At 70.7% G+C, this 18,273-nt stretch carries 18 protein-coding genes; 11 read left to right on the top strand and 7 right to left on the bottom strand.

Going from position 1 to position 18,273, the window contains the following annotated elements; translation table 11 throughout:
• The first annotated feature begins 22 nt into the window (after positions 1–22).
• The 5 genes from atpA to ACZ5CZ_RS00265 all read left to right on the top strand — a co-directional run bounded on the left by atpA (position 23) and on the right by ACZ5CZ_RS00265 (position 5,059).
• Complete coding sequence (gene atpA / locus ACZ5CZ_RS00245) at positions 23–1,615, top strand: F0F1 ATP synthase subunit alpha (RefSeq protein WP_385839948.1); 1,593 nt, start codon at positions 23–25, stop codon at positions 1,613–1,615.
• A gap of 21 nt (positions 1,616–1,636) precedes the next feature.
• Positions 1,637–2,551 (top strand): F0F1 ATP synthase subunit gamma, encoded by a 915-nt coding sequence (locus ACZ5CZ_RS00250; RefSeq protein ID WP_385839946.1) that lies wholly within the window; start codon positions 1,637–1,639, stop codon positions 2,549–2,551.
• Positions 2,551–3,987, top strand: a complete 1,437-nt coding sequence (atpD, locus tag ACZ5CZ_RS00255; protein ID WP_385839945.1) for a F0F1 ATP synthase subunit beta — start codon at positions 2,551–2,553, stop codon at positions 3,985–3,987. Before ACZ5CZ_RS00250 ends, atpD begins: the two co-directional genes overlap by 1 nt.
• A 117-nt stretch (positions 3,988–4,104) precedes the next feature.
• A complete protein-coding gene (locus ACZ5CZ_RS00260) occupies positions 4,105–4,482 on the top strand; it encodes a F0F1 ATP synthase subunit epsilon (RefSeq protein ID WP_385839944.1) in 378 nt (125 codons plus the stop codon).
• A 130-nt stretch (positions 4,483–4,612) separates the two neighbouring features.
• The gene (locus ACZ5CZ_RS00265; RefSeq protein WP_385839942.1) at positions 4,613–5,059 is read left to right on the top strand and encodes a DUF2550 domain-containing protein; all 447 of its coding nucleotides are present in this window, start codon (positions 4,613–4,615) and stop codon (positions 5,057–5,059) included.
• Between the two features lie 73 nt (positions 5,060–5,132).
• Here the strand turns inward: ACZ5CZ_RS00265 and ACZ5CZ_RS00270 are convergent, their stop codons facing one another.
• From ACZ5CZ_RS00270 to ACZ5CZ_RS00280, 3 genes are all read right to left on the bottom strand, one after another.
• Positions 5,133–6,953, bottom strand: coding sequence for a glycosyl hydrolase family 18 protein (locus ACZ5CZ_RS00270; protein WP_385839941.1), 1,821 nt, complete (start codon positions 6,951–6,953; stop codon positions 5,133–5,135).
• Between the two features lie 115 nt (positions 6,954–7,068).
• On the bottom strand, positions 7,069–7,722 hold the full coding sequence (locus ACZ5CZ_RS00275; RefSeq protein WP_468937895.1) for a response regulator: 654 nt from the start codon (positions 7,720–7,722) through the stop codon (positions 7,069–7,071).
• Positions 7,719–8,900 carry a sensor histidine kinase gene (locus tag ACZ5CZ_RS00280; RefSeq protein ID WP_468937897.1) on the bottom strand — a complete coding sequence of 394 codons (1,182 nt, stop codon included), beginning with the start codon at positions 8,898–8,900 and terminating at the stop codon, positions 7,719–7,721. Before ACZ5CZ_RS00280 ends, ACZ5CZ_RS00275 begins: the two co-directional genes overlap by 4 nt.
• Positions 8,901–9,051: 151 nt before the next feature.
• Here ACZ5CZ_RS00280 and ACZ5CZ_RS00285 point away from each other — a divergent pair, with 151 nt between their 5' ends.
• Positions 9,052–9,582: a hypothetical protein gene (locus tag ACZ5CZ_RS00285; RefSeq protein WP_385839936.1), complete on the top strand. Its 531-nt coding sequence runs from the start codon at positions 9,052–9,054 to the stop codon at positions 9,580–9,582.
• On the opposite strand, the gene ACZ5CZ_RS00290 is transcribed toward ACZ5CZ_RS00285, so the two are convergent.
• Genes ACZ5CZ_RS00290 through ACZ5CZ_RS00300 form a run of 3 tightly spaced genes read right to left on the bottom strand, consistent with a single transcriptional unit; the run spans position 9,579 to position 11,710 of the window.
• Complete coding sequence (locus tag ACZ5CZ_RS00290; protein ID WP_468937899.1) at positions 9,579–10,151, bottom strand: cob(I)yrinic acid a,c-diamide adenosyltransferase; 573 nt, start codon at positions 10,149–10,151, stop codon at positions 9,579–9,581. The genes ACZ5CZ_RS00285 and ACZ5CZ_RS00290 overlap by 4 nt on opposite strands.
• Before the next feature lie 13 nt (positions 10,152–10,164).
• The gene (locus tag ACZ5CZ_RS00295; protein ID WP_385839934.1) at positions 10,165–10,914 is read right to left on the bottom strand and encodes an ABC transporter permease; all 750 of its coding nucleotides are present in this window, start codon (positions 10,912–10,914) and stop codon (positions 10,165–10,167) included.
• A gap of 10 nt (positions 10,915–10,924) precedes the next feature.
• Positions 10,925–11,710, bottom strand: a complete 786-nt coding sequence (locus ACZ5CZ_RS00300) for an ABC transporter ATP-binding protein (RefSeq protein WP_385839932.1) — start codon at positions 11,708–11,710, stop codon at positions 10,925–10,927.
• 80 nt (positions 11,711–11,790) lie between these two features.
• On the opposite strand from ACZ5CZ_RS00300, the gene ACZ5CZ_RS00305 reads away from it, so the two are divergent.
• The 4 genes from ACZ5CZ_RS00305 (at position 11,791) to ACZ5CZ_RS00320 (ending at position 16,765) form a co-directional block, all read left to right on the top strand.
• Positions 11,791–12,423: a TetR/AcrR family transcriptional regulator gene (locus ACZ5CZ_RS00305; RefSeq protein WP_468937902.1), complete on the top strand. Its 633-nt coding sequence runs from the start codon at positions 11,791–11,793 to the stop codon at positions 12,421–12,423.
• A gap of 227 nt (positions 12,424–12,650) precedes the next feature.
• Positions 12,651–13,499 carry a 3-hydroxyacyl-CoA dehydrogenase family protein gene (locus ACZ5CZ_RS00310; RefSeq protein ID WP_385839929.1) on the top strand — a complete coding sequence of 283 codons (849 nt, stop codon included), beginning with the start codon at positions 12,651–12,653 and terminating at the stop codon, positions 13,497–13,499.
• Positions 13,500–13,685: 186 nt separating this feature from the next.
• Positions 13,686–14,009, top strand: coding sequence for an STAS domain-containing protein (locus ACZ5CZ_RS00315; protein ID WP_385840314.1), 324 nt, complete (start codon positions 13,686–13,688; stop codon positions 14,007–14,009).
• A gap of 296 nt (positions 14,010–14,305) precedes the next feature.
• The gene (locus ACZ5CZ_RS00320; RefSeq protein ID WP_468937904.1) at positions 14,306–16,765 is read left to right on the top strand and encodes an ATP-binding protein; all 2,460 of its coding nucleotides are present in this window, start codon (positions 14,306–14,308) and stop codon (positions 16,763–16,765) included.
• Positions 16,766–16,847: 82 nt separating this feature from the next.
• On the opposite strand, the gene nucS is transcribed toward ACZ5CZ_RS00320, so the two are convergent.
• Positions 16,848–17,519: an endonuclease NucS gene (nucS, locus tag ACZ5CZ_RS00325; RefSeq protein WP_385839927.1), complete on the bottom strand. Its 672-nt coding sequence runs from the start codon at positions 17,517–17,519 to the stop codon at positions 16,848–16,850.
• A gap of 276 nt (positions 17,520–17,795) precedes the next feature.
• On the opposite strand from nucS, the gene ACZ5CZ_RS00330 reads away from it, so the two are divergent.
• Positions 17,796–18,188 carry an SCO5389 family protein gene (locus ACZ5CZ_RS00330; protein ID WP_385839926.1) on the top strand — a complete coding sequence of 131 codons (393 nt, stop codon included), beginning with the start codon at positions 17,796–17,798 and terminating at the stop codon, positions 18,186–18,188.
• Positions 18,189–18,273: the final 85 nt, after the last annotated feature.

The raw sequence follows: 18,273 nt of genomic DNA on the forward strand, positions 1-18,273 counted from the left end.
ACAAGGAGAGCAGGGAACCCAGATGGCGGAGCTCACGATCCGGCCGGAGGAGATCCGGGACGCGCTGGAGAACTTCGTCCAGTCGTACAAGCCGGACGCGGCCTCGCGCGAGGAGGTCGGTACGGTCACCCTTGCCGGCGACGGCATCGCGAAGGTCGAGGGTCTGCCCTCGGCCATGGCCAACGAACTGCTGAAGTTCGAGGACGGCACCCTCGGCCTCGCCCTCAACCTCGAGGAGCGCGAGATCGGTGCCATCGTCCTCGGTGAGTTCAGCGGCATCGAGGAGGGTCAGCCGGTGCAGCGCACCGGTGAGGTCCTCTCCGTCGCGGTCGGCGAGGGCTACCTCGGCCGTGTCGTCGACCCGCTCGGCAACCCGATCGACGGCCTCGGCGAGATCGAGACCGACGGTCGCCGTGCCCTCGAGTTGCAGGCCCCCACGGTCATGCAGCGCAAGTCGGTGCACGAGCCGATGGAGACCGGCTACAAGGCCGTCGACGCGATGACCCCCGTCGGCCGTGGTCAGCGTCAGCTGATCATCGGTGACCGCCAGACCGGCAAGACCGCCCTGGCCGTCGACACGATCATCAACCAGCGTGACAACTGGCGCACCGGCGACCCGAAGAAGCAGGTCCGCTGCATCTACGTCGCCATCGGCCAGAAGGGCTCCACCATCGCCGGCGTGCGCCGCGCGCTGGAGGAGAACGGCGCCCTGGAGTACACGACCATCGTCGCCGCCCCGGCGTCGGACCCGGCCGGCTTCAAGTACCTCGCGCCGTACACCGGTTCCGCCATCGGCCAGCACTGGATGTACCAGGGCAAGCACGTCCTGATCATCTTCGACGACCTGTCGAAGCAGGCCGACGCCTACCGCGCCGTGTCGCTGCTGCTGCGCCGTCCGCCGGGCCGTGAGGCCTACCCGGGCGACGTCTTCTACCTGCACTCCCGCCTGCTGGAGCGCTGCGCCAAGCTCTCCGACGACATGGGTGCCGGTTCGATGACCGGTCTGCCGATCGTCGAGACCAAGGCCAACGACGTCTCGGCGTTCATCCCGACCAACGTCATCTCCATCACCGACGGCCAGTGCTTCCTGGAGTCGGACCTGTTCAACGCCGGTCAGCGTCCCGCGCTGAACGTCGGTATCTCCGTCTCCCGAGTCGGTGGTTCCGCGCAGCACAAGGCGATGAAGCAGGTCTCCGGCCGACTGCGGGTCGACCTCGCCCAGTTCCGTGAGCTGGAGGCGTTCGCCGCCTTCGGTTCCGACCTGGACGCGGCCTCGAAGTCCCAGCTGGAGCGCGGTCAGCGCATGGTCGAGCTGCTGAAGCAGGACCAGTACCAGCCGATGTCCACCGAGGACCAGGTCGTCTCCGTGTGGGCCGGCACCACCGGCAAGATGGACGACGTCCCGGTCGCCGACATCCGCCGCTTCGAGAAGGAGCTGCTGGAGTACCTGCACCGCAAGGAGCAGGGCCTCATGACCTCCATCCGCGAGGGCGGCAAGATGTCCGACGACACCCTCACGGCCGTCGCGGACGCGATCGCGGAGTTCAAGAAGCAGTTCGAGACCTCGGACGGCAAGCTGCTCGGCGAGGACACTCCTGCCGCTGCCGCCAAGTGACGTAAGGAAGGGACCTGACTCATGGGAGCCCAGCTCCGGGTCTACAAGCGTCGCATCCGATCCGTCACCGCGACCAAGAAGATCACCAAGGCGATGGAGATGATCGCCGCCTCGCGTGTCGTCAAGGCGCAGCGCAAGGTGGCGGCCTCCACGCCGTACGCGACCGAGCTGACGCGCGCGGTCACGGCGGTCGGTACGGGTTCGAACACCAAGCACCCGCTCACCACGGAGGCGGAGAACCCGACCCGTGCCGCGGTCCTGCTCCTCACGAGCGACCGTGGTCTGGCCGGTGCCTTCAACTCCAACGCCATCAAGGCGGCGGAGCAGCTGACCGAGCGCCTGGAGCGCGAGGGCAAGCAGGTGGACACGTACATCGTCGGCCGCCGCGGTGTCGCCCACTACAACTTCCGTGAGCGCAAGATCTCGGAGTCGTGGACGGGCTTCACCGACGAGCCGACGTACGCGGACGCCAAGAAGGTCGCGGCGCCGCTGATCGAGGCCCTCGAGAAGGACACGGCGGACGGCGGCGTGGACGAGCTCCACATCGTCTTCACCGAGTTCGTCTCGATGATGACCCAGACGGCGCTCGGCGCGCGGCTGCTTCCGCTGCGCCTCGAGGAGGTCGCGGAGGAGAAGCCCCAGGGCGAGATCCTTCCGCTGTACGACTTCGAGCCCTCGGCGGAGGACGTCCTCGACGCCCTGCTGCCGCGCTATGTGGAGAGCCGTATCTACAACGCGCTGCTCCAGTCGGCCGCTTCGAAGCACGCCGCCACGCGGCGCGCGATGAAGTCGGCCACCGACAACGCGGGCGAGCTGATCAACACGCTCTCCCGTCTTGCCAACGCGGCCCGCCAGGCCGAAATCACCCAGGAAATCAGCGAGATCGTCGGTGGCGCGAGCGCCCTGGCCGACGCGACCGCGGGGAGTGACCGCTAATGACCACCACTGTTGAGACCGCGACGGCTACGGGCCGCGTCGCCCGGGTCATCGGCCCGGTCGTCGACGTGGAGTTCCCCGTCGACGCGATGCCGGACATCTACAACGCGCTGCACGTCGAGGTCGCCGACCCGGCGAACGAGGGCGCGAAGAAGACGCTGACCCTGGAGGTCGCCCAGCACCTGGGTGACGGCCTGGTCCGCACCATCTCCATGCAGCCCACCGACGGTCTGGTCCGCCAGGCCGCGGTGACCGACACGGGCGCGGCCATCTCCGTCCCCGTCGGCGACTTCACCAAGGGCAAGGTGTTCAACACCCTCGGTGAGGTGCTGAACGTCGACGAGTCCTACGACGGCGAGCGCTGGCCGATCCACCGCAAGGCCCCGAACTTCGACGAGCTCGAGTCCAAGACCGAGATGTTCGAGACGGGCGTCAAGGTCATCGACCTGCTCACCCCGTACGTCAAGGGCGGCAAGATCGGCCTGTTCGGCGGCGCCGGCGTCGGCAAGACGGTGCTCATCCAGGAGATGATCTACCGTGTCGCCAACAACCACGACGGTGTCTCCGTGTTCGCCGGTGTCGGTGAGCGCACCCGTGAGGGCAACGACCTGATCGAGGAGATGTCCGACTCGGGCGTCATCGACAAGACCGCGCTGGTCTTCGGTCAGATGGACGAGCCCCCGGGCACCCGTCTGCGCGTCGCGCTGGCCGGCCTCACCATGGCCGAGTACTTCCGTGACGTCCAGAAGCAGGACGTGCTGTTCTTCATCGACAACATCTTCCGCTTCACGCAGGCCGGTTCCGAGGTCTCCACGCTGCTCGGCCGTATGCCGTCCGCGGTGGGTTACCAGCCGAACCTGGCCGACGAGATGGGTCTCCTCCAGGAGCGCATCACGTCGACCCGCGGTCACTCGATCACCTCGATGCAGGCGATCTACGTCCCCGCGGACGACCTGACCGACCCGGCCCCGGCCACCACCTTCGCCCACCTCGACGCGACGACGGTTCTGTCCCGTCCGATCTCGGAGAAGGGCATCTACCCGGCCGTGGACCCGCTGGACTCCACGTCCCGGATCCTGGACCCGCGCTACATCGCGCAGGACCACTACAACGCGGCCATGCGCGTGAAGACGATCCTCCAGAAGTACAAGGACCTCCAGGACATCATCGCGATCCTCGGTATCGACGAGCTGGGCGAGGAGGACAAGCTGGTTGTCCACCGTGCCCGTCGTGTCGAGCGGTTCCTGTCGCAGAACACCCACGTCGCCAAGCAGTTCACCGGCGTGGACGGTTCGGACGTGCCGCTGGACGAGTCGATCGCCGCGTTCAACGCGATCTGCGACGGTGAGTACGACCACTTCCCGGAGCAGGCGTTCTTCATGTGCGGTGGTCTCGAGGACCTGAAGAAGAACGCCAAGGAGCTGGGCGTCTCCTGACCCGGACACTCGTCCGAGTCATGAGGGGGCGGGCGCGTCCCGCCCCCTCATTCACGCCTACTAGAATTGACCCCAACACCCGGCAGCCCTGCCGGGTGGTGACCCGAGGAGCCACTCTTGGCTGCTGAGCTGCACGTCGAGCTGGTCGCCGCCGACCGCCAGGTCTGGTCCGGCGAGGCCACCCTGGTCGTCGCGCGCACCACCTCCGGCGACATCGGCGTCATGCCCGGTCACCAGCCGCTGCTCGGTGTGCTGGAGTCGGGCCCGGTGACCATCCGTACGAGTGAGGGTGGAACGGTCGTCGCCGCGGTGCACGGCGGTTTCATCTCGTTCGCGGACGACAAGCTGTCCCTGCTGGCCGAGATCGCCGAGCTGTCGGACGAGATCGATGTCCAGCGCGTGGAGCGCGAGCTCGAGCGCGCGAAGGCGGAGGACGACGCCGAGGCCGAGCGCCGCGCCGATGTCCGTCTGCGGGCGGCGACCGCGGCGCGCTAGACACAGCGCGCCGTTGCGTTGACGTCACTCAGCCGCGGCTGGGACCGGAGCGATCCGGACCCGGCCGCGGCTGAGGTAGATGTGGGTGTTTTTACGTTCCGTTACCTAGGAGACGAGGAGGTCGGTGCCGATGGTCCTCGCTCTGACTGTGTGCGGGATCGTGGTCGCCCTGGTGGTGCTGGGGCTCTTCCTGTTCGGACTGCGGCGCAGACTGATCCAGCGTTCCGGCGGCACCTTCGACTGTTCCCTGCGCTGGGACGTGGGCGAGAAACCGGACGCCGGCGGCAAGGGCTGGAGCTATGGCGTCGCCCGCTACAACGGCGACCGCATCGAGTGGTACCGGGTCTTCTCCTACGCCCCCCGGCCGCGCCGCACGCTGGAGCGCGCGCAGATCGAGGTGGCCGGCCGCCGGCTGCCCGAGGGCGAGGAGGAGCTGGCCCTGCTCTCCGACGCCGTGGTGCTCGCCTGCACCCACCGGGGCACCCGCCTGGAACTGGCCATGAGCGAAGACGCGCTGACCGGTTTCCTCGCGTGGCTGGAAGCAGCCCCGCCCGGACAGCGAGTGAATGTGGCGTAGCCGCATTCACTCGCTGGGTGGGGGTCCCCCCGGACGAAGTCTGGGGGAGCGTCAATGTGGCCTAAGGCCCTTTTCAGAGGTTGCTGCTGATCGCGTTCACCAGCTCGCCGTCGCTGGTGTCGCCGCTGAACTCCCAGAAGAAGGCCCCGCCCAGGCCCTGGTTCTTGGCCCAGGCCATCTTGCCGGCGATGGTCGACGGGGTGTCGTAGGACCACCAGTTGCTGCCACAGTGGGCGTAGGCCGTGCCCGCGACGGTGCCGGTGACCGGACAGGAGGACTTGAGGACCTTGTAGTCCTCGATGCCCTGCTCATAGGTGCCGGTGGCCGGGCCCGTGGCCGTGCCGCCCGGGGCGTCCTGGGTGACGCCGGTCCAGCCGCGGCCGTAGAAGCCGATGCCGATGAGCAGCTTGCTCGCGGGCACGCCGATCGACTTGTACTTCGCCATCGCGTCGGCCGTGTCGAAGCCGGCCTTGGGGATGCCGCTGTACGAGGTGAGCGGCGAGTGCGGCGCGGTCGGGCCGGTCTTGTCCCAGGCGCCGAAGAAGTCGTACGACATCACGTTGTACCAGTTGACGTACTGGGCGGCGCCCGCGTAGTCGGCGGCCTCGATCTTGCCGCCGGAGGAGCCGTCGGCGGTGACCGCGGCGGTGACCAGCTTGTTGGTGCCGAACTTGGCGCGCAGTGCGGCCATGACGTTCTTGAAGGCCGCCGCCCCGCTGGTGTCGCAGCTCAGGCCGCAGGCGTTCGGGTACTCCCAGTCGATGTCGATGCCGTCGAAGACATCGGCCCAGCGGGGGTCGTTGACGAGGTCGTAGCAGGACTGGGCGAAGCCGGCCGGGTCCTTGGCCGCGTCCGCGAAGCCGCCGGACCAGGTCCAGCCGCCGAAGGACCACAGCACCTTGAGGCCCGGGTACTTGGCCTTCAGCTCGCGCAGCTGGTTGAAGTTGCCGCGCAGCGGCTGGTCCCAGGTGTCGGCGACACCGCTGACGGACTGGTCGGCGGTGAACGCCTTGTCGTAGTCGGCGTAGGAGTCGCCGATCGCGCACTTGCCGCCGGTGACGTTGCCGAAGGCGTAGTTGATGTGCGTGATCTTGGATGCCGAGCCGGACGTCACCAGGTTCTTGACGTTGTAGTTGCGGCCGTAGATGCCCCACTCGGTGAAGTAGCCGAGCTTGACCTTGCCGCCGGTGCTCGGGGGAGTGGTGGTGCCGCCGGTGGTGTGGACGGCGACCGCGCCGCTGGCCGGGCCGGTCTGGTCGGCGGTGTCGCGGGCCCGCACGGTGTAGGAGTAGTCGGTGCCGGCGGTCAGGCCGGAGTCCGTGTACGACGTGGTCGTCACGGTGCCGACGACCTTGCCGTCGCGCAGCACGTCGTAGTTCTTGACGCCCTTGTCGTCGGTGGCCGCGCCCCAGCCGAGCTTCACCGAGGTGTCGGTGATGTTCGAGGCGGTCGGGGTGCCGGGGGCGCTGGGGGCGGTGTCGCCCGGGACCGTCGTACCGTCGCAGCTGCCGCCGTTGAGCGTGCAGTTGGCCGGGTTGCCGGAGCCGGAGCCGTTGAAGCCGAAGGAGACCGTGGCGCCGGGGGCGAGGGTGCCGTTGTAGGACTTGTTCTTGGCGGTCCAGTGGGTGCCGGAGCCGGTCACGTCCGCGTCCCAGGCGGAGGTGACGGAGGTACCGGAGGGGAAGTCCCACTCGACGGTCCAGGAACTGAGGGAGCTGGTGCCGGTGTTCTTGATGGTCCACTGACCGCCGAAGCCGGTACCCCAGTCGCTGGTCTTGGTGAAACTGGCGGTGGCGCTGCTGGCGGCCTGGGCGGGGCCGGCGAGGCCGACGAGACCGGCCAGGGGGAGCGCCAGGGTCGCGAACCCTGCCGCGACTCTGTGTCTGAAGCGCATGCTGCGCCTCCTTGTGTCTGTGGGGATGTCAGGGGCATGACTGAGCCTTCACGCCCACGGTGCTGCGAGAGTAGAAAGGTCTGGACCACTCGTCAATAGGTCTGGACCAGTCGACTCAGTGCTCCGGCCGGATCCCCAACTCCTGGGCCAGCACCGCCGCTTGCACCCGGCTGCGCAGCTCCAGCTTGGCCAGCACCCTGCTGACGTGTGTCTTCACCGTGCCCTCCGCCATGCCCAGCCGGTCCGCGATCCCGGCGTTGGACAGCCCCTCCCCGAGGTGGGCCAGCACCTCGCGCTCGCGCCGGGTCAGACCGTCCAGCACGGCCGGCTCGGCCTTCGCCTGACGCACCGGACCGGCCGCGAACTCGGCGATCAGCCGCCGGGTCACCGCCGGGGCGACGATGCCCTCCCCGCGCGCCACCGTCCGCACCGCCTCCAGCAGATCCCGTGCCTCGGTGTTCTTCAGCAGGAACCCGGCCGCCCCGGCCCGCAACGCCCCGAACACGTACTCGTCCAGGTCGAAGGTGGTCAGCACGAGCACCTCCGCGACCCCCTCCGCCACGATCTGCCGGGTCGCCGCCACCCCGTCCAGGCGCGGCATCTGCACGTCCATCAGCACCAGGTCCGGCCGCAGCTCCCGGGCCAGCTCCACCGCCCGCTCCCCGTCCGCCGCCTCCCCGGCCACCTCGATGTCGGGCGCGCTGCGCAGGATCAGGACCAGTCCGGCGCGGACGGCGGACTGGTCCTCGGCGACCAGGACACGGATCACGAGGAACCTCTTTCGGTGTCGGTGAGCGGAAGGGCGGCGCGTACGGTCCACAGGCCGGCCTCGGCCCCGGCGGTGAAGCCCCCGCCGAGCAGGTTCGCCCGCTCCCGCATCCCGGTGAGCCCGGAACCCGAGCCGGGCGCGCGGGGGCCGTCACCGGGCCGGTAGGGGCTCGTGACCTCCACGGTCAGGGTGTCGTCGCCCTGCCGCACGGTCACCCGGACCGCCCCGGGCGCCGCGTGCTTGAGCGCGTTGGTCAGCGACTCCTGCACGATCCGGTAGGCCGCCAGTTCCACCGGCGCCGGCACCCGGCCGTGACCGGCGTCGAGCCGCACGTCGAGACCGTTGGCGCGGGCGCCCTCGACCAGGGCGGCCAGGCCGTCGAGCGTCGGTGTGGCGGCCGGCTCCAGGTCATCGCCGCGGTCCCGCAGGATGCCGATCAGCCGCCGCATCTCGGCCAGCCCGTCCACGCTGTTCTCCCGGATCACCGTCAGGGCGTCCCGGGAGGTCGCCGGATCGTCGAGGGACAGCGCGGCCGTGGAATGGATGGCGATCGCGGACAGGTGGTTGGCCACCATGTCGTGCAACTCCCGTGCCATGCGGGCCCGTTCGGCGGTGACCGCCTGGACGCGGTCCATCTCGGCGAGCAGCGCGGTCTGTTCGGCGCGCAGCCGGGCGGCCTCGGCCGCCTCCCGGTGGTCGCGCACCACCCAGCCGGTCCCGGCGGGCGCGAGCGCGATCACGCCGATGCCCACTCCGATCAGCAGCCCCTTCGGATCGCGCCACAGGGCGGCCGGTACGACCCCGCCGAGCACCGTCAGCATCCCGGTGATCCAGGGGATGCGGCGGGCGGAGGCCGGGGTGCCGTACAGGACGGCCGCGTACATCAGGTCCGTGTACAGCACGACGGTGACCAGGCTGCCGACGGTCACCGTGTCCAGGGTCAGCGCGATCGTGCCCACCAGCAGCCCGATACGGGGCCGGGTGCGGCGCAGCGGCTCGCAGGCGGCCGTCACCGCCAGCGGCACCAGCGGGGCCCAGGGCGCCGACCACAGCACGAGCGCGTCCGTGGTCACCCGCGTGTGCAGACCGAGCGACCACAGCAACAGCCCGCCGAGCAGCCCGCCCACGGCGATCCGCACGTCGTCTCGGTGGGGGCGGGGGAGTGCTGCGAGGGCCATGCCCCCATCCAACACGGCCCGCGAGCGGCCCGCGTGCTCCCCGGGCACGGTCCTGGACTGCAACTTTCGCTTACCCGGGGTTCGCCCCCGCCGACGATGATCCGACCCCCGGGCGACCGGGAGCCTTGACGGGTGACGAGGGGAGCGAACCATGGTCGTATGGTTGATCATCGCCTGTGAGGTGGCGTTCTGGGTGCTGCTGGTGGCCGGACTGACCTTCCGGTACGCGCTGCGGATGCCCCGGACGGGGCTGGCGCTGCTGTTGTGCGAACCGCTGCTCGAGGTCGTGCTGTTCCTCGTGACCGCCATCGACCTGAGGAACGGCGCGCAGCCGGACTGGCGGCACGGCCTGGCCGCCGTCTACATCGGCTTCACGGTCGGGCTGGGCCACTCGACGATCAAGTGGGCCGACGCCCGGGTCGCCCACCGTTTCGCCGGCGGCCCGCCCCCGGTGAAGCCGCCGAAGTACGGCACCGCCCGCACCGTCCACGAATGGAAGGTCGCAGGCCGCTGGATCCTGGCCGCGTGCGTCGCCCTCGCTCTGCTCCAGGGTGCCGTCTGGTACGTCGGCGACGGCGACATCAGCTCCCTGCGCGCCTGGCAGCAGCGCATGCTCTGGGTGATCGGCATCAACCTGGTGATCGCCGGCAGCTACACGCTGTTCCCGAAGCGCGAGCCCTAACGCTCACCGCCCGGCACCCACAGCACATCGCCCTGCTCCTTGTTCGCCGTGCGCGCCAGGATGAACAGCAGGTCCGACAGCCGGTTGAGGTAGGTCGCGGTGAGCGGGTTCATCGTCTCGCCGTGCGCCTCCAGCGCCTGCCAGGTGGAGCGCTCGGCCCGGCGGACGACCGTGCAGGCCTGGTGGAGGAGGGCGGCGCCCGGGGTGCCGCCGGGCAGGATGAAGGAGCGGAGCTTCTCCAGCCGCTCGTTGAAGCGGTCGCAGTCCGCCTCCAGCTTGTCGATGTAGAACTGCTCCACCCGCAGCGGCGGGAACTCCGGCTTCTCCACCACCGGCGTCGACAGGTCCGCGCCCACGTCGAACAGGTCGTTCTGGACGCGGGTGAGGACCGTGACGATCTCCTCCTCCAGACCGCCCAGTGCGATGGCGGTGCCGATCACCGCGTTGGCCTCGTTGGCGTCCGCGTACGCGGAGATCCTGAGGTCCGTCTTGGGCACCCGGCTCATGTCGCCGAGGCTGGTGGTGCCCTGGTCGCCGGTCCTGGTGTAGATGCGCGTCAGATTGACCATGCGGCCAGCGTAGTTACGCTCCGCTGGTCCGGAACACCCGTGTGCCCACCGTCACGGAGAGCACCGCGAGGGCGACGGCGACGAGGGCGCCCTGGAGCATGTGCCCGGTCGCGTACCGGCCGACGTACGCGTCGCGCACCGCGTCCACCAGATAGCGGAACGGGACGAAGTGCGAGAGCACGTCCAGCCAGGTGGGTGCGAGGGTCATCGGGAGCATCAGGCCCGACAGCAGCATCGACGGCATCGACACCGCGTTGATCAGCGGCCCGAACGTCTGCGGTGTGCTCACCCGCATGCCGAGCGCGTACGACAGCGAGGCCAGCGAGAGGGTGAGCAGGGCGACGAACACGAAGCCGATCACGATGCCCGCGAGCGGGGCGCGCAGCCCCATCACCAGCGCGGCCAGCACCAGCAGCACCGCCTGGAAGACGAACACCGTGGCGTCGCGCAGCACCCGGCCGAGCAGCAGGGCAAGCCGGCTGACCGGGGTCACCCGCATCCGCTCCACCACCCCCTGCCCCTTCTCGAGGATCACCGTGAACCCGGCGAACAGGGCGCCGAACAGGCCGAGTTGGAGCAGCAGGCCGGGGACCAGCAGCTGCCAGGAGCTGCCGGTGCCGCCGAGCGGGAGGCGGGTGAGCAGGGGGCCGTAGAAGAGGAGGTAGAGCAGCGGGGTGAGGACGCCGAAGAGCAGGGCGAAACGGGAGCGCAGGGACTGGCGGAGGTAGCGGCCGTAGATGAGGGCCGTGTCGTGCAGCAGCATCTTCTGGTTCCTAGACGGCTACGGGGGCGGTGTCGGCCGGCGCCGGGCCGCGGCCGGTGATGGCGAGGAAGGTGTCCTGGAGGGTGGCGTCGAGCGAGCCGCCGTACCGGAGTTTGAGCGCGCCCGGCGTGCCCTCGGCGGCGACCTCGCCCCGGTCCACGATCACCAGGCGGTCGGCGAGGGCGTCGGCCTCGTCCAGGTAGTGGGTGGTCAGGAAGACGGTGGTGCCGTGCTCGTCGCGCAGCCGGCGGACCAGGTCCCACAGGTCGGCGCGGCTGCCCGGGTCCAGGCCGGTCGTCGGCTCGTCCAGGAACAGCACCTTCGGCCGGTGCGTCAGCGCCATCGCGATGTCCAGCCGGCGGCGCTGCCCGCCGGAGAGGGCACCGGCCTTGCGGTCGAGCAGGTCGGTGAGGTCCAGCTGTCGGGCCAGTTCCGCGGCGCGGGCGACGGCCTCGGCCTTCGGCAGGCGGTACATCCGGCCCTGGGTGACCAGTTCCTCCCGCACGGTGATCTGCGGATCGACGCCGCCGGACTGGGCGACATAGCCGCAGGCCCGGCGCACCCCGGCCGGGTCGCCCGCCAGGTCGTGCCCGGCCACGACGGCCGTGCCGCCGGTCGGCCTGAGCAGGGTGGTGAGCATCCGGAGCGTGGTGGTCTTCCCGGCGCCGTTCGGGCCGAGGAAGCCGAGGATCTCGCCCGCGCGCACGGTGAGGTCCATGCCGCGGACGGCCGCCACGGGGCCGGCCTTGGTCTGGAAGGTGCGGGCCAGTCCGGCCGCGCTGATGACTGCTGTCATGCCCGACAGAAAAACAGAGTCCCTGAAATTTTGCAATGACCCCAAGTTTTCAGGAGTACCAGCGAAGCTAGGATGCGGCCATGGCCGAAGGACTCAGGGAACGGAAGAAGCGGCAGACCCGGCAGTACATCTCCGATGTCGCCACCGGGCTGTTCCTGGAGCGCGGCTTCGACGCGGTCACGGTCGCCGAGATCGCGGAGACCGCCAATGTCTCCGTCAACACCGTCTACAACTACTTTCCGGCCAAAGAGGACCTCTTCTTCGACCGCTCCGCCGGCGTCGTCGACCGGCTCGCCCGCTGGGTCCGCGGCCGCCCGCAGGGGGAGTCCGCCGCCGCCGCGGTCCTGCGCGAGCTGCGCGAGGAGATCGAGGCCGTCTCGCCCCGGGTCGGCCTGATCCCCGGCTACGCCCGCTTCCAGCGCGTCATCGAGGAGACCCCCGCCCTGCGCTCCCGCCTCTGGGCCATCGCCCAGGAGGTGCAGGCCAACCTGGAGCAGGCGTTGCGCGAGGAGACCGGCGCGAACCAGGACGACGACCTGCCGCACCTGATGGCCGGTCAGATCGGCTGGGCGCACAGCACGGTGATGGCGGTCATCGGACGCGAGATGGTCAAGGACCGCGACCCCCGCGAGGTGTCCCGCGAGGCTCTGGCGCTGCTGGACGAGATCGAGGACCTGTGGGGGGAGAAGGTCCTGGCGTACGCGGTGCGCTGAGCCTTGCGGATTCAACCCATTGGAGTGAAAAGCCGGTTTCGGGTGGGCGTCGGCCGAAGGGGCCCGGAAAGGCGCCCGATGGGGTGGCCGTTGCCGCTGCCGGTGTGATGTCCGTCAAGTGAGACGTGACGCGCGTTACTTACCGGTCACACAGCCGCTCCCGAGCGCTATGGTCCGCCGGAGAGACACGCGTTGGACAGGGTTCGCAAGGATTCGAAGGAGTCGGAGTGGCACGGAAGCTCGCCGTCATCGGGGCCGGTCTCATGGGGTCCGGCATCGCCCAGGTCGCCGCCCAGGCGGGCTGGGAGGTCGTCCTGCGCGACGTCACCGACCAGGCCCTCAAGCGTGGCACCGACGGCATCAAGGCCTCGTACGACAAGTTCGTCGGCAAGGGCAAGCTGGCGGCGGACGCCGCCGAGGCCGCCCTGGCCCGCATCACTCCGACCACGGATCTGGACGCCGCCGCCGACGCCGATGTCGTCGTGGAGGCCGTCTTCGAGAAGCTGGAGGTCAAGCACGAGATCTTCCGCGCGCTCGACAAGCTCGTGCGCGAGGACGCCGTGCTCGCCTCCAACACCTCCGCCATCCCGATCACCAAGATCGCGGCGGTCACCGAGCGCCCCGAGCGGGTCGTCGGTGTGCACTTCTTCTCGCCGGTGCCGATGATGCAGCTGGTCGAGCTGGTCCGCGGCTACAAGACCAGCGACGAAGCCCTCGCGACCGCGCGGGAGTTCGCCGAGTCCGTCGGCAAGACCTGCATCGTCGTCAACCGCGACGTCGCCGGCTTCGTCACCACCCGCCTCATCTCCGCCCTGGTGGTCGAGGCGACCAAGCTGTACGAGTCCGGCGTCGCCACGGCCGAGGACATCGACCTCGCCTGCAAGCTGGGCTTCGGCCACGCCATGGGCCCGCTGGCCACCGCGGACCTCACCGGCGTGGACATCCTGCTGCACGCCACCGGCAACATCTACACCGAGTCCCAGGACGAGAAGTTCGCCCCGCCGGAGCTGATGCGCCGGATGGTGGACGCCGGTGACATCGGCCGCAAGAGCGGGCAGGGCTTCTACACGTACTGATCACCTTCGGTACGGACATCGGCCGGATCTCACCCCCGGGGGTATCACTCCCAGGGGTGAATTCGGTATCGGTTCGCTTACAAACAGCAACCGCATCAGCACTCACACAGTCAGACGGTGCACAGCACCGCCACCATCGTCATCACCGTCACCGAGTACGCCAACCGCACTCAACGGGGAGCGCATATGCACATCAGGGGCGACCACGTCGAGCTGGTCGTCGGGGGCCGCCTCGACGTCCGCAGCGCGGCGGACGCCCGTACGGCCCTGCACTCGGCCGTCGACGACGGCGTCGGCGACCTGATCCTCGACCTGTCCGAGCTGGACTCCTGGGACGCCACCGGACTCGGTGTGATCATGGGGGCCCACCGGCGGGCCGGGCGCTGCGGTCGCCGCCTGGTGCTGCGCGGTGTGCCGCCGCAGATGCAGCGCCTGCTGGTGGCCACCCGACTGCACCGCATCCTCGCCATCGAGGGCGGCATCGGCGTCGAGTCGCTGCCGCGCGTCTGAGTCGTACGGCTGTGCACAGGGCGACGCGGCGGACCACGGGAGTCCACGGCGGCCGGTGAGACCCGGGCGCAGCCGTCGAACCGCACGTCGGGGGCAATCCTCACAAGACTGTGATGTCTCGGACCGCCCGGCACCCCGCCCTGTCGGAGATACTGGGCGACGGTTTAGGGTTCGGTCGCCCGCCGCCTCGCACCCCTCGACCGAGCGGGCCCGGACCAGAAGCGACAGCGCGGTGTGCAACAGGCCGGGAGGGGCCGGAACACGAGCACGCAACGCTTTTGGGGGGCTGGAAACCCATGGACCCGATCAACCCGGGACCCGAGGAGCAGAGCCAGGCGCACAGCCGCCGTCCGCCCCGGGAACCCCTCACCTCCGACTTCGCGCCGAGCGCTCCCGCGCCCGCCCGCACGGCCCGGCTCGTCACCGGCGACCTGCTGCTGACCGTCAACCCCGTCGACGGCAGCGAGATAGCCCTCTGCCCGCCGGCCGAACGGCCCGGCAGGCCCCGCAAGCGCACCGCCGCCGAGCGCGCCGAGACCGAGCGCGCCGCCCGGCCGCCCGTGCCGCCCGGCGCCGGCCACCCGACGCCCGCCCTGCTGGAACGCCAGGACGAACGCGAACGCCTGGTCCGGCTGCTGGCCCGCGGCCGCACCGTGCGGCTCACCGGTCCCGGCGGCTCCGGCCGCAGCGCCCTGCTCGACCTCGTCGCCGAGGACTGCCAGGACCTCGCCCCCGACGGTGTGGTGCGCCTGACCGGCTTCCACCGCACCGCCGCCGAGGTCCTGGACGACCTCTTCCACGCCGTCTACGACGCCCCGGGGTACCGCCCCGAAGCGGACGAACTGCGCGCACTGCTGACGGAGATCGGCGCGGTCGTCGTCGTGGACGACATCGAGTTCGGCGGCGCCGCCCTCGACGAGCTGCTCGACGCCACCCCCGAGTGCGCGTTCCTGATGGCCGCCACCCCCGAGGTGCCCGCCCCCTCCGCCGAGTCGGAGGTCGAGGAGGTCTTCCTCGGCGGCCTCGACCGCGCCGCCGGCGTGGAGATCCTGGAGCGCGCCGTCGGCCGGGTCCTCACCGAGGAGGAGGCCAACTGGGCCGGCGACCTCTGGTTCGAGTCCGAGGGGCTGCCGCTGCGCTTCGTCCAGGCGGGCGCCCTGCTCCGGCAGCGCGAGGAGCTGCGCGCCGGTGCCGCCGGGGTCGACGCGTTCGACGTCTTCGAGGACGCTCGGCCCCCTATCCCTCCGCTGCCCGCGACGGAGGGCGAGGAGGTCCCGCTGCCCTCCCTGGGCGAGGCCGCCGCCCCCGCCCCGCTGCTCGCCTCCCGGCTCGGGGCCTCCGCCCGCGCCGCCCTGCGCTTCGCCGTCGCCCTCGGCGGCGAGGTCCCGCACCAGGCCCATCTGCCCGCGCTCGTCGGCGACACCCACGCCGACGCCGCCCTCGGCGAGCTGGTGGGATGCGGACTGGTCTCGCCGGTCGGCCCCCGCTACCGGCTCGCGGCCGGCGTGCAGGCTCAGCTGGAGGCCGCCGGATACGGCGAGGACGCCCAGGACCGGGCGCTCGCCGCCGCCCAGCACTACGCCTGGTGGGCCGGCCACCCCTCGGTCACCCCCGAGCGGGTCGCCGCCGAGGCCGACGCGGTCCTCGCCGCGCTGGCCGCCGTGGTCCCCCAGACACCCCGCTTCGTCTCCGACAGCTCGGAGAACTGCGCCGTACGGCTCGCCCGCACGGCCGCGCCCGCCTTCGCCGCGGCGCTCCACTGGAGCGCCTGGGAACGCGCCCTGCGCTCCGGCGCGGAGGCCGCCCGGCTGACCGGCGAGGTGCCCGAACAGGCCTACTTCCACCATGAGTTGGGCGTCCTGGCGCTGTGCTCCGGACAGCTCGACCGAGCCCGCGCCGAACTGGAGGCGTCCATCGGGCTGCGCGGCGCCCTCGCCGACAAGCGGGGCACCGTCGCCGGGCGCCGGGCGCTCGCGCTCGTCGCCGACCGCGCGGGCGAGGTGCCGGCGGTGGCCGCCCTGGTGGGCGAGGAGGTGCCGGAGGTACCGCACGAGGAGTCGGCGCCGCCGCCGTACGGCCCCGTCGGCGACACCGTGGTCACCCGTCGGCTCCCGGCCGGGAAGCCGCTGGGCGCCGGCTTCCGGCGGCTGGCCCGGCGCAATGTGGCCGCGGCCGGCGCGGGCGCGCTGCTCGCCGCCGTACTGGGCACGGTCGTCACGCTCGGCATGACCTCCCATGAGACCGCCGACAAGAACCCGGCCGGCAAGGCCGGCGCCAACCCCTCCGCCGGCCAGGGCACGGACGACGGCAGCCTGGACGCCGACCCGCGGCAGGACACAGGCACCAGCGGCGGTACCGGCGGCGGCGCGGGCACCGTCCCCTCGGCCCGGCCGACGAACCCGGGCCCGGACGGCACCTACGGCACGACGGACGACCCGACGCCGTACACCCCGGCCAGCTCCCCGGCCGCCGACCCGACCGGCAGCCGGTCGCCGAGCGGCGGGGGTACGACCCCGACGCCGCCGAAGACCCCCACGACGAAGCCGTCCACCCCGACCCCGAGCAAGTCGACCCCGACCGGCGGCAGCCCCTCCTCCTCGCCGTCGACCCCGAGTTCGCCGCCGTCCTCGTCCAGCTCCACCCCGACGGGTGGCAGCAGTGGCTCGCCGACGACGACGGACACGGCGAGCGGCCCGGTGTCCTCCAGCGGCTCGGCGAGCGCTCCGCAGAGCAGCGGGTCGGCGTCCGTGGTCTGAGGCCGCACGCAAAAACCGCCGCGACGGCCGGGTACAGCGCTGTCGCGGCGGTGAGCGGGGTGGGCGGACCCGGGACCCGGGGTCAGAACAGGCGGAGCTTGTCGTCCTCGATGCCGCGCAGGGCGTCGTAGTCCAGGATCTGGCAGTTGATGCCGCGGTCGGTGGCGAGGACGCGGGCCTGGGGCTTGATCTCCTGCGCGGCGAAGACGCCCCGCACCGGCGCCAGATGCGGATCGCGGTTCAACAGCTCGAGGTAGCGCGTGAGTTGCTCGACGCCGTCGATCTCGCCCCGGCGCTTGATCTCCACCGCGACCGTCTGCCCGTCCGCGTCCCGGCACAGGATGTCCACCGGGCCGATCGCGGTCATGTACTCGCGCCGGATGAGGGTGTAGCCCTCGCCCAGCGTCTCGATGCGGTCGGCGAGCAGTTCCTGGAGGTGTGCTTCCACGCCGTCCTTGATCAGCCCGGGGTCGACCCCGAGTTCGTGCGAGGAGTCGTGGAGGATCTCCTCCATCGTGATGATCAGTTTCTCGCCCGCCTTGTTGACGACGGTCCACACGCCGTCGTCCTCGCCCGTGCCCTCCTTCAGCGTGCAGGGCGGCGACATCCAGTTGAGGGGCTTGTAGGCCCGGTCGTCCGCGTGGATGGAGACGCTGCCGTCCGCCTTGACCAGGATCAGGCGGGGTGCCGAGGGCAGGTGGGCGGTGAGCCGGCCGGCGTAGTCGACCGAGCATCGGGCAATGACGAGACGCATGGTCGGCAACGCTACTCGACGCCCCTCGGTGCGCGCGATTCGCCCGTCCCGCTCCCGATCGATCGCCCCATTTGTCCCTGGAAACTCTTGTTCATCCCTGGCCGATTGTGCCCCTAACGGGACCGTTCCATATACGCATTCTGCTGGTGTGGTCACCGACGGTTGCCTACCGTAGAGAACGGGAGGTCGCGGCATCCTTACCGAGCGTGTTCGACAGCGCGAACTCCCTTACCTGTCCGGCAACCCCTGCTCTTCGGGGGTGCGAGAGGAGAACCCATGTCGCTCGACGTCTCACCGGCCCTACTCGAAAAGGCCGAGCGAGGCGAGGTCGACGACGCAGACTTCGTCGACTGCGTCCGGACCTCCCTGCCCTATGCATGGGAGATGATCAGCTCCCTGGTGGCCCAGCTGAAGGTGGACGGCGGACCCTTCGCCGACAACCAGACGCCGCCGCCGGACGAGCAGGCACGCGGTCAGCTGCTGCGTGCGCTCGCGAGCGACGCCATACGCGGCGCGTTGCAGCGGCACTTCGGGGTGCGCCTGGCCTTCCAGAACTGTCACCGGGTGGCGGTGTTCCCGCTGGACGCCTCGGTGGACGAGACGCTGGCCCGCTTCACCTCGGCGCGCAACCAGTTGCTGAACCAGTCGCCGGAACTTCGCGACTGCTGACGCATGGCTCCGGCACGGCCGGGGCAGTGAGCTGCCTGCTTGCCGCTCCACTCGCGGGGGGTGCATCCAGTACGGGGCGGCAAGC

It is taken from the genome of Streptomyces sp. NPDC031418 (genome assembly GCF_055581605.1).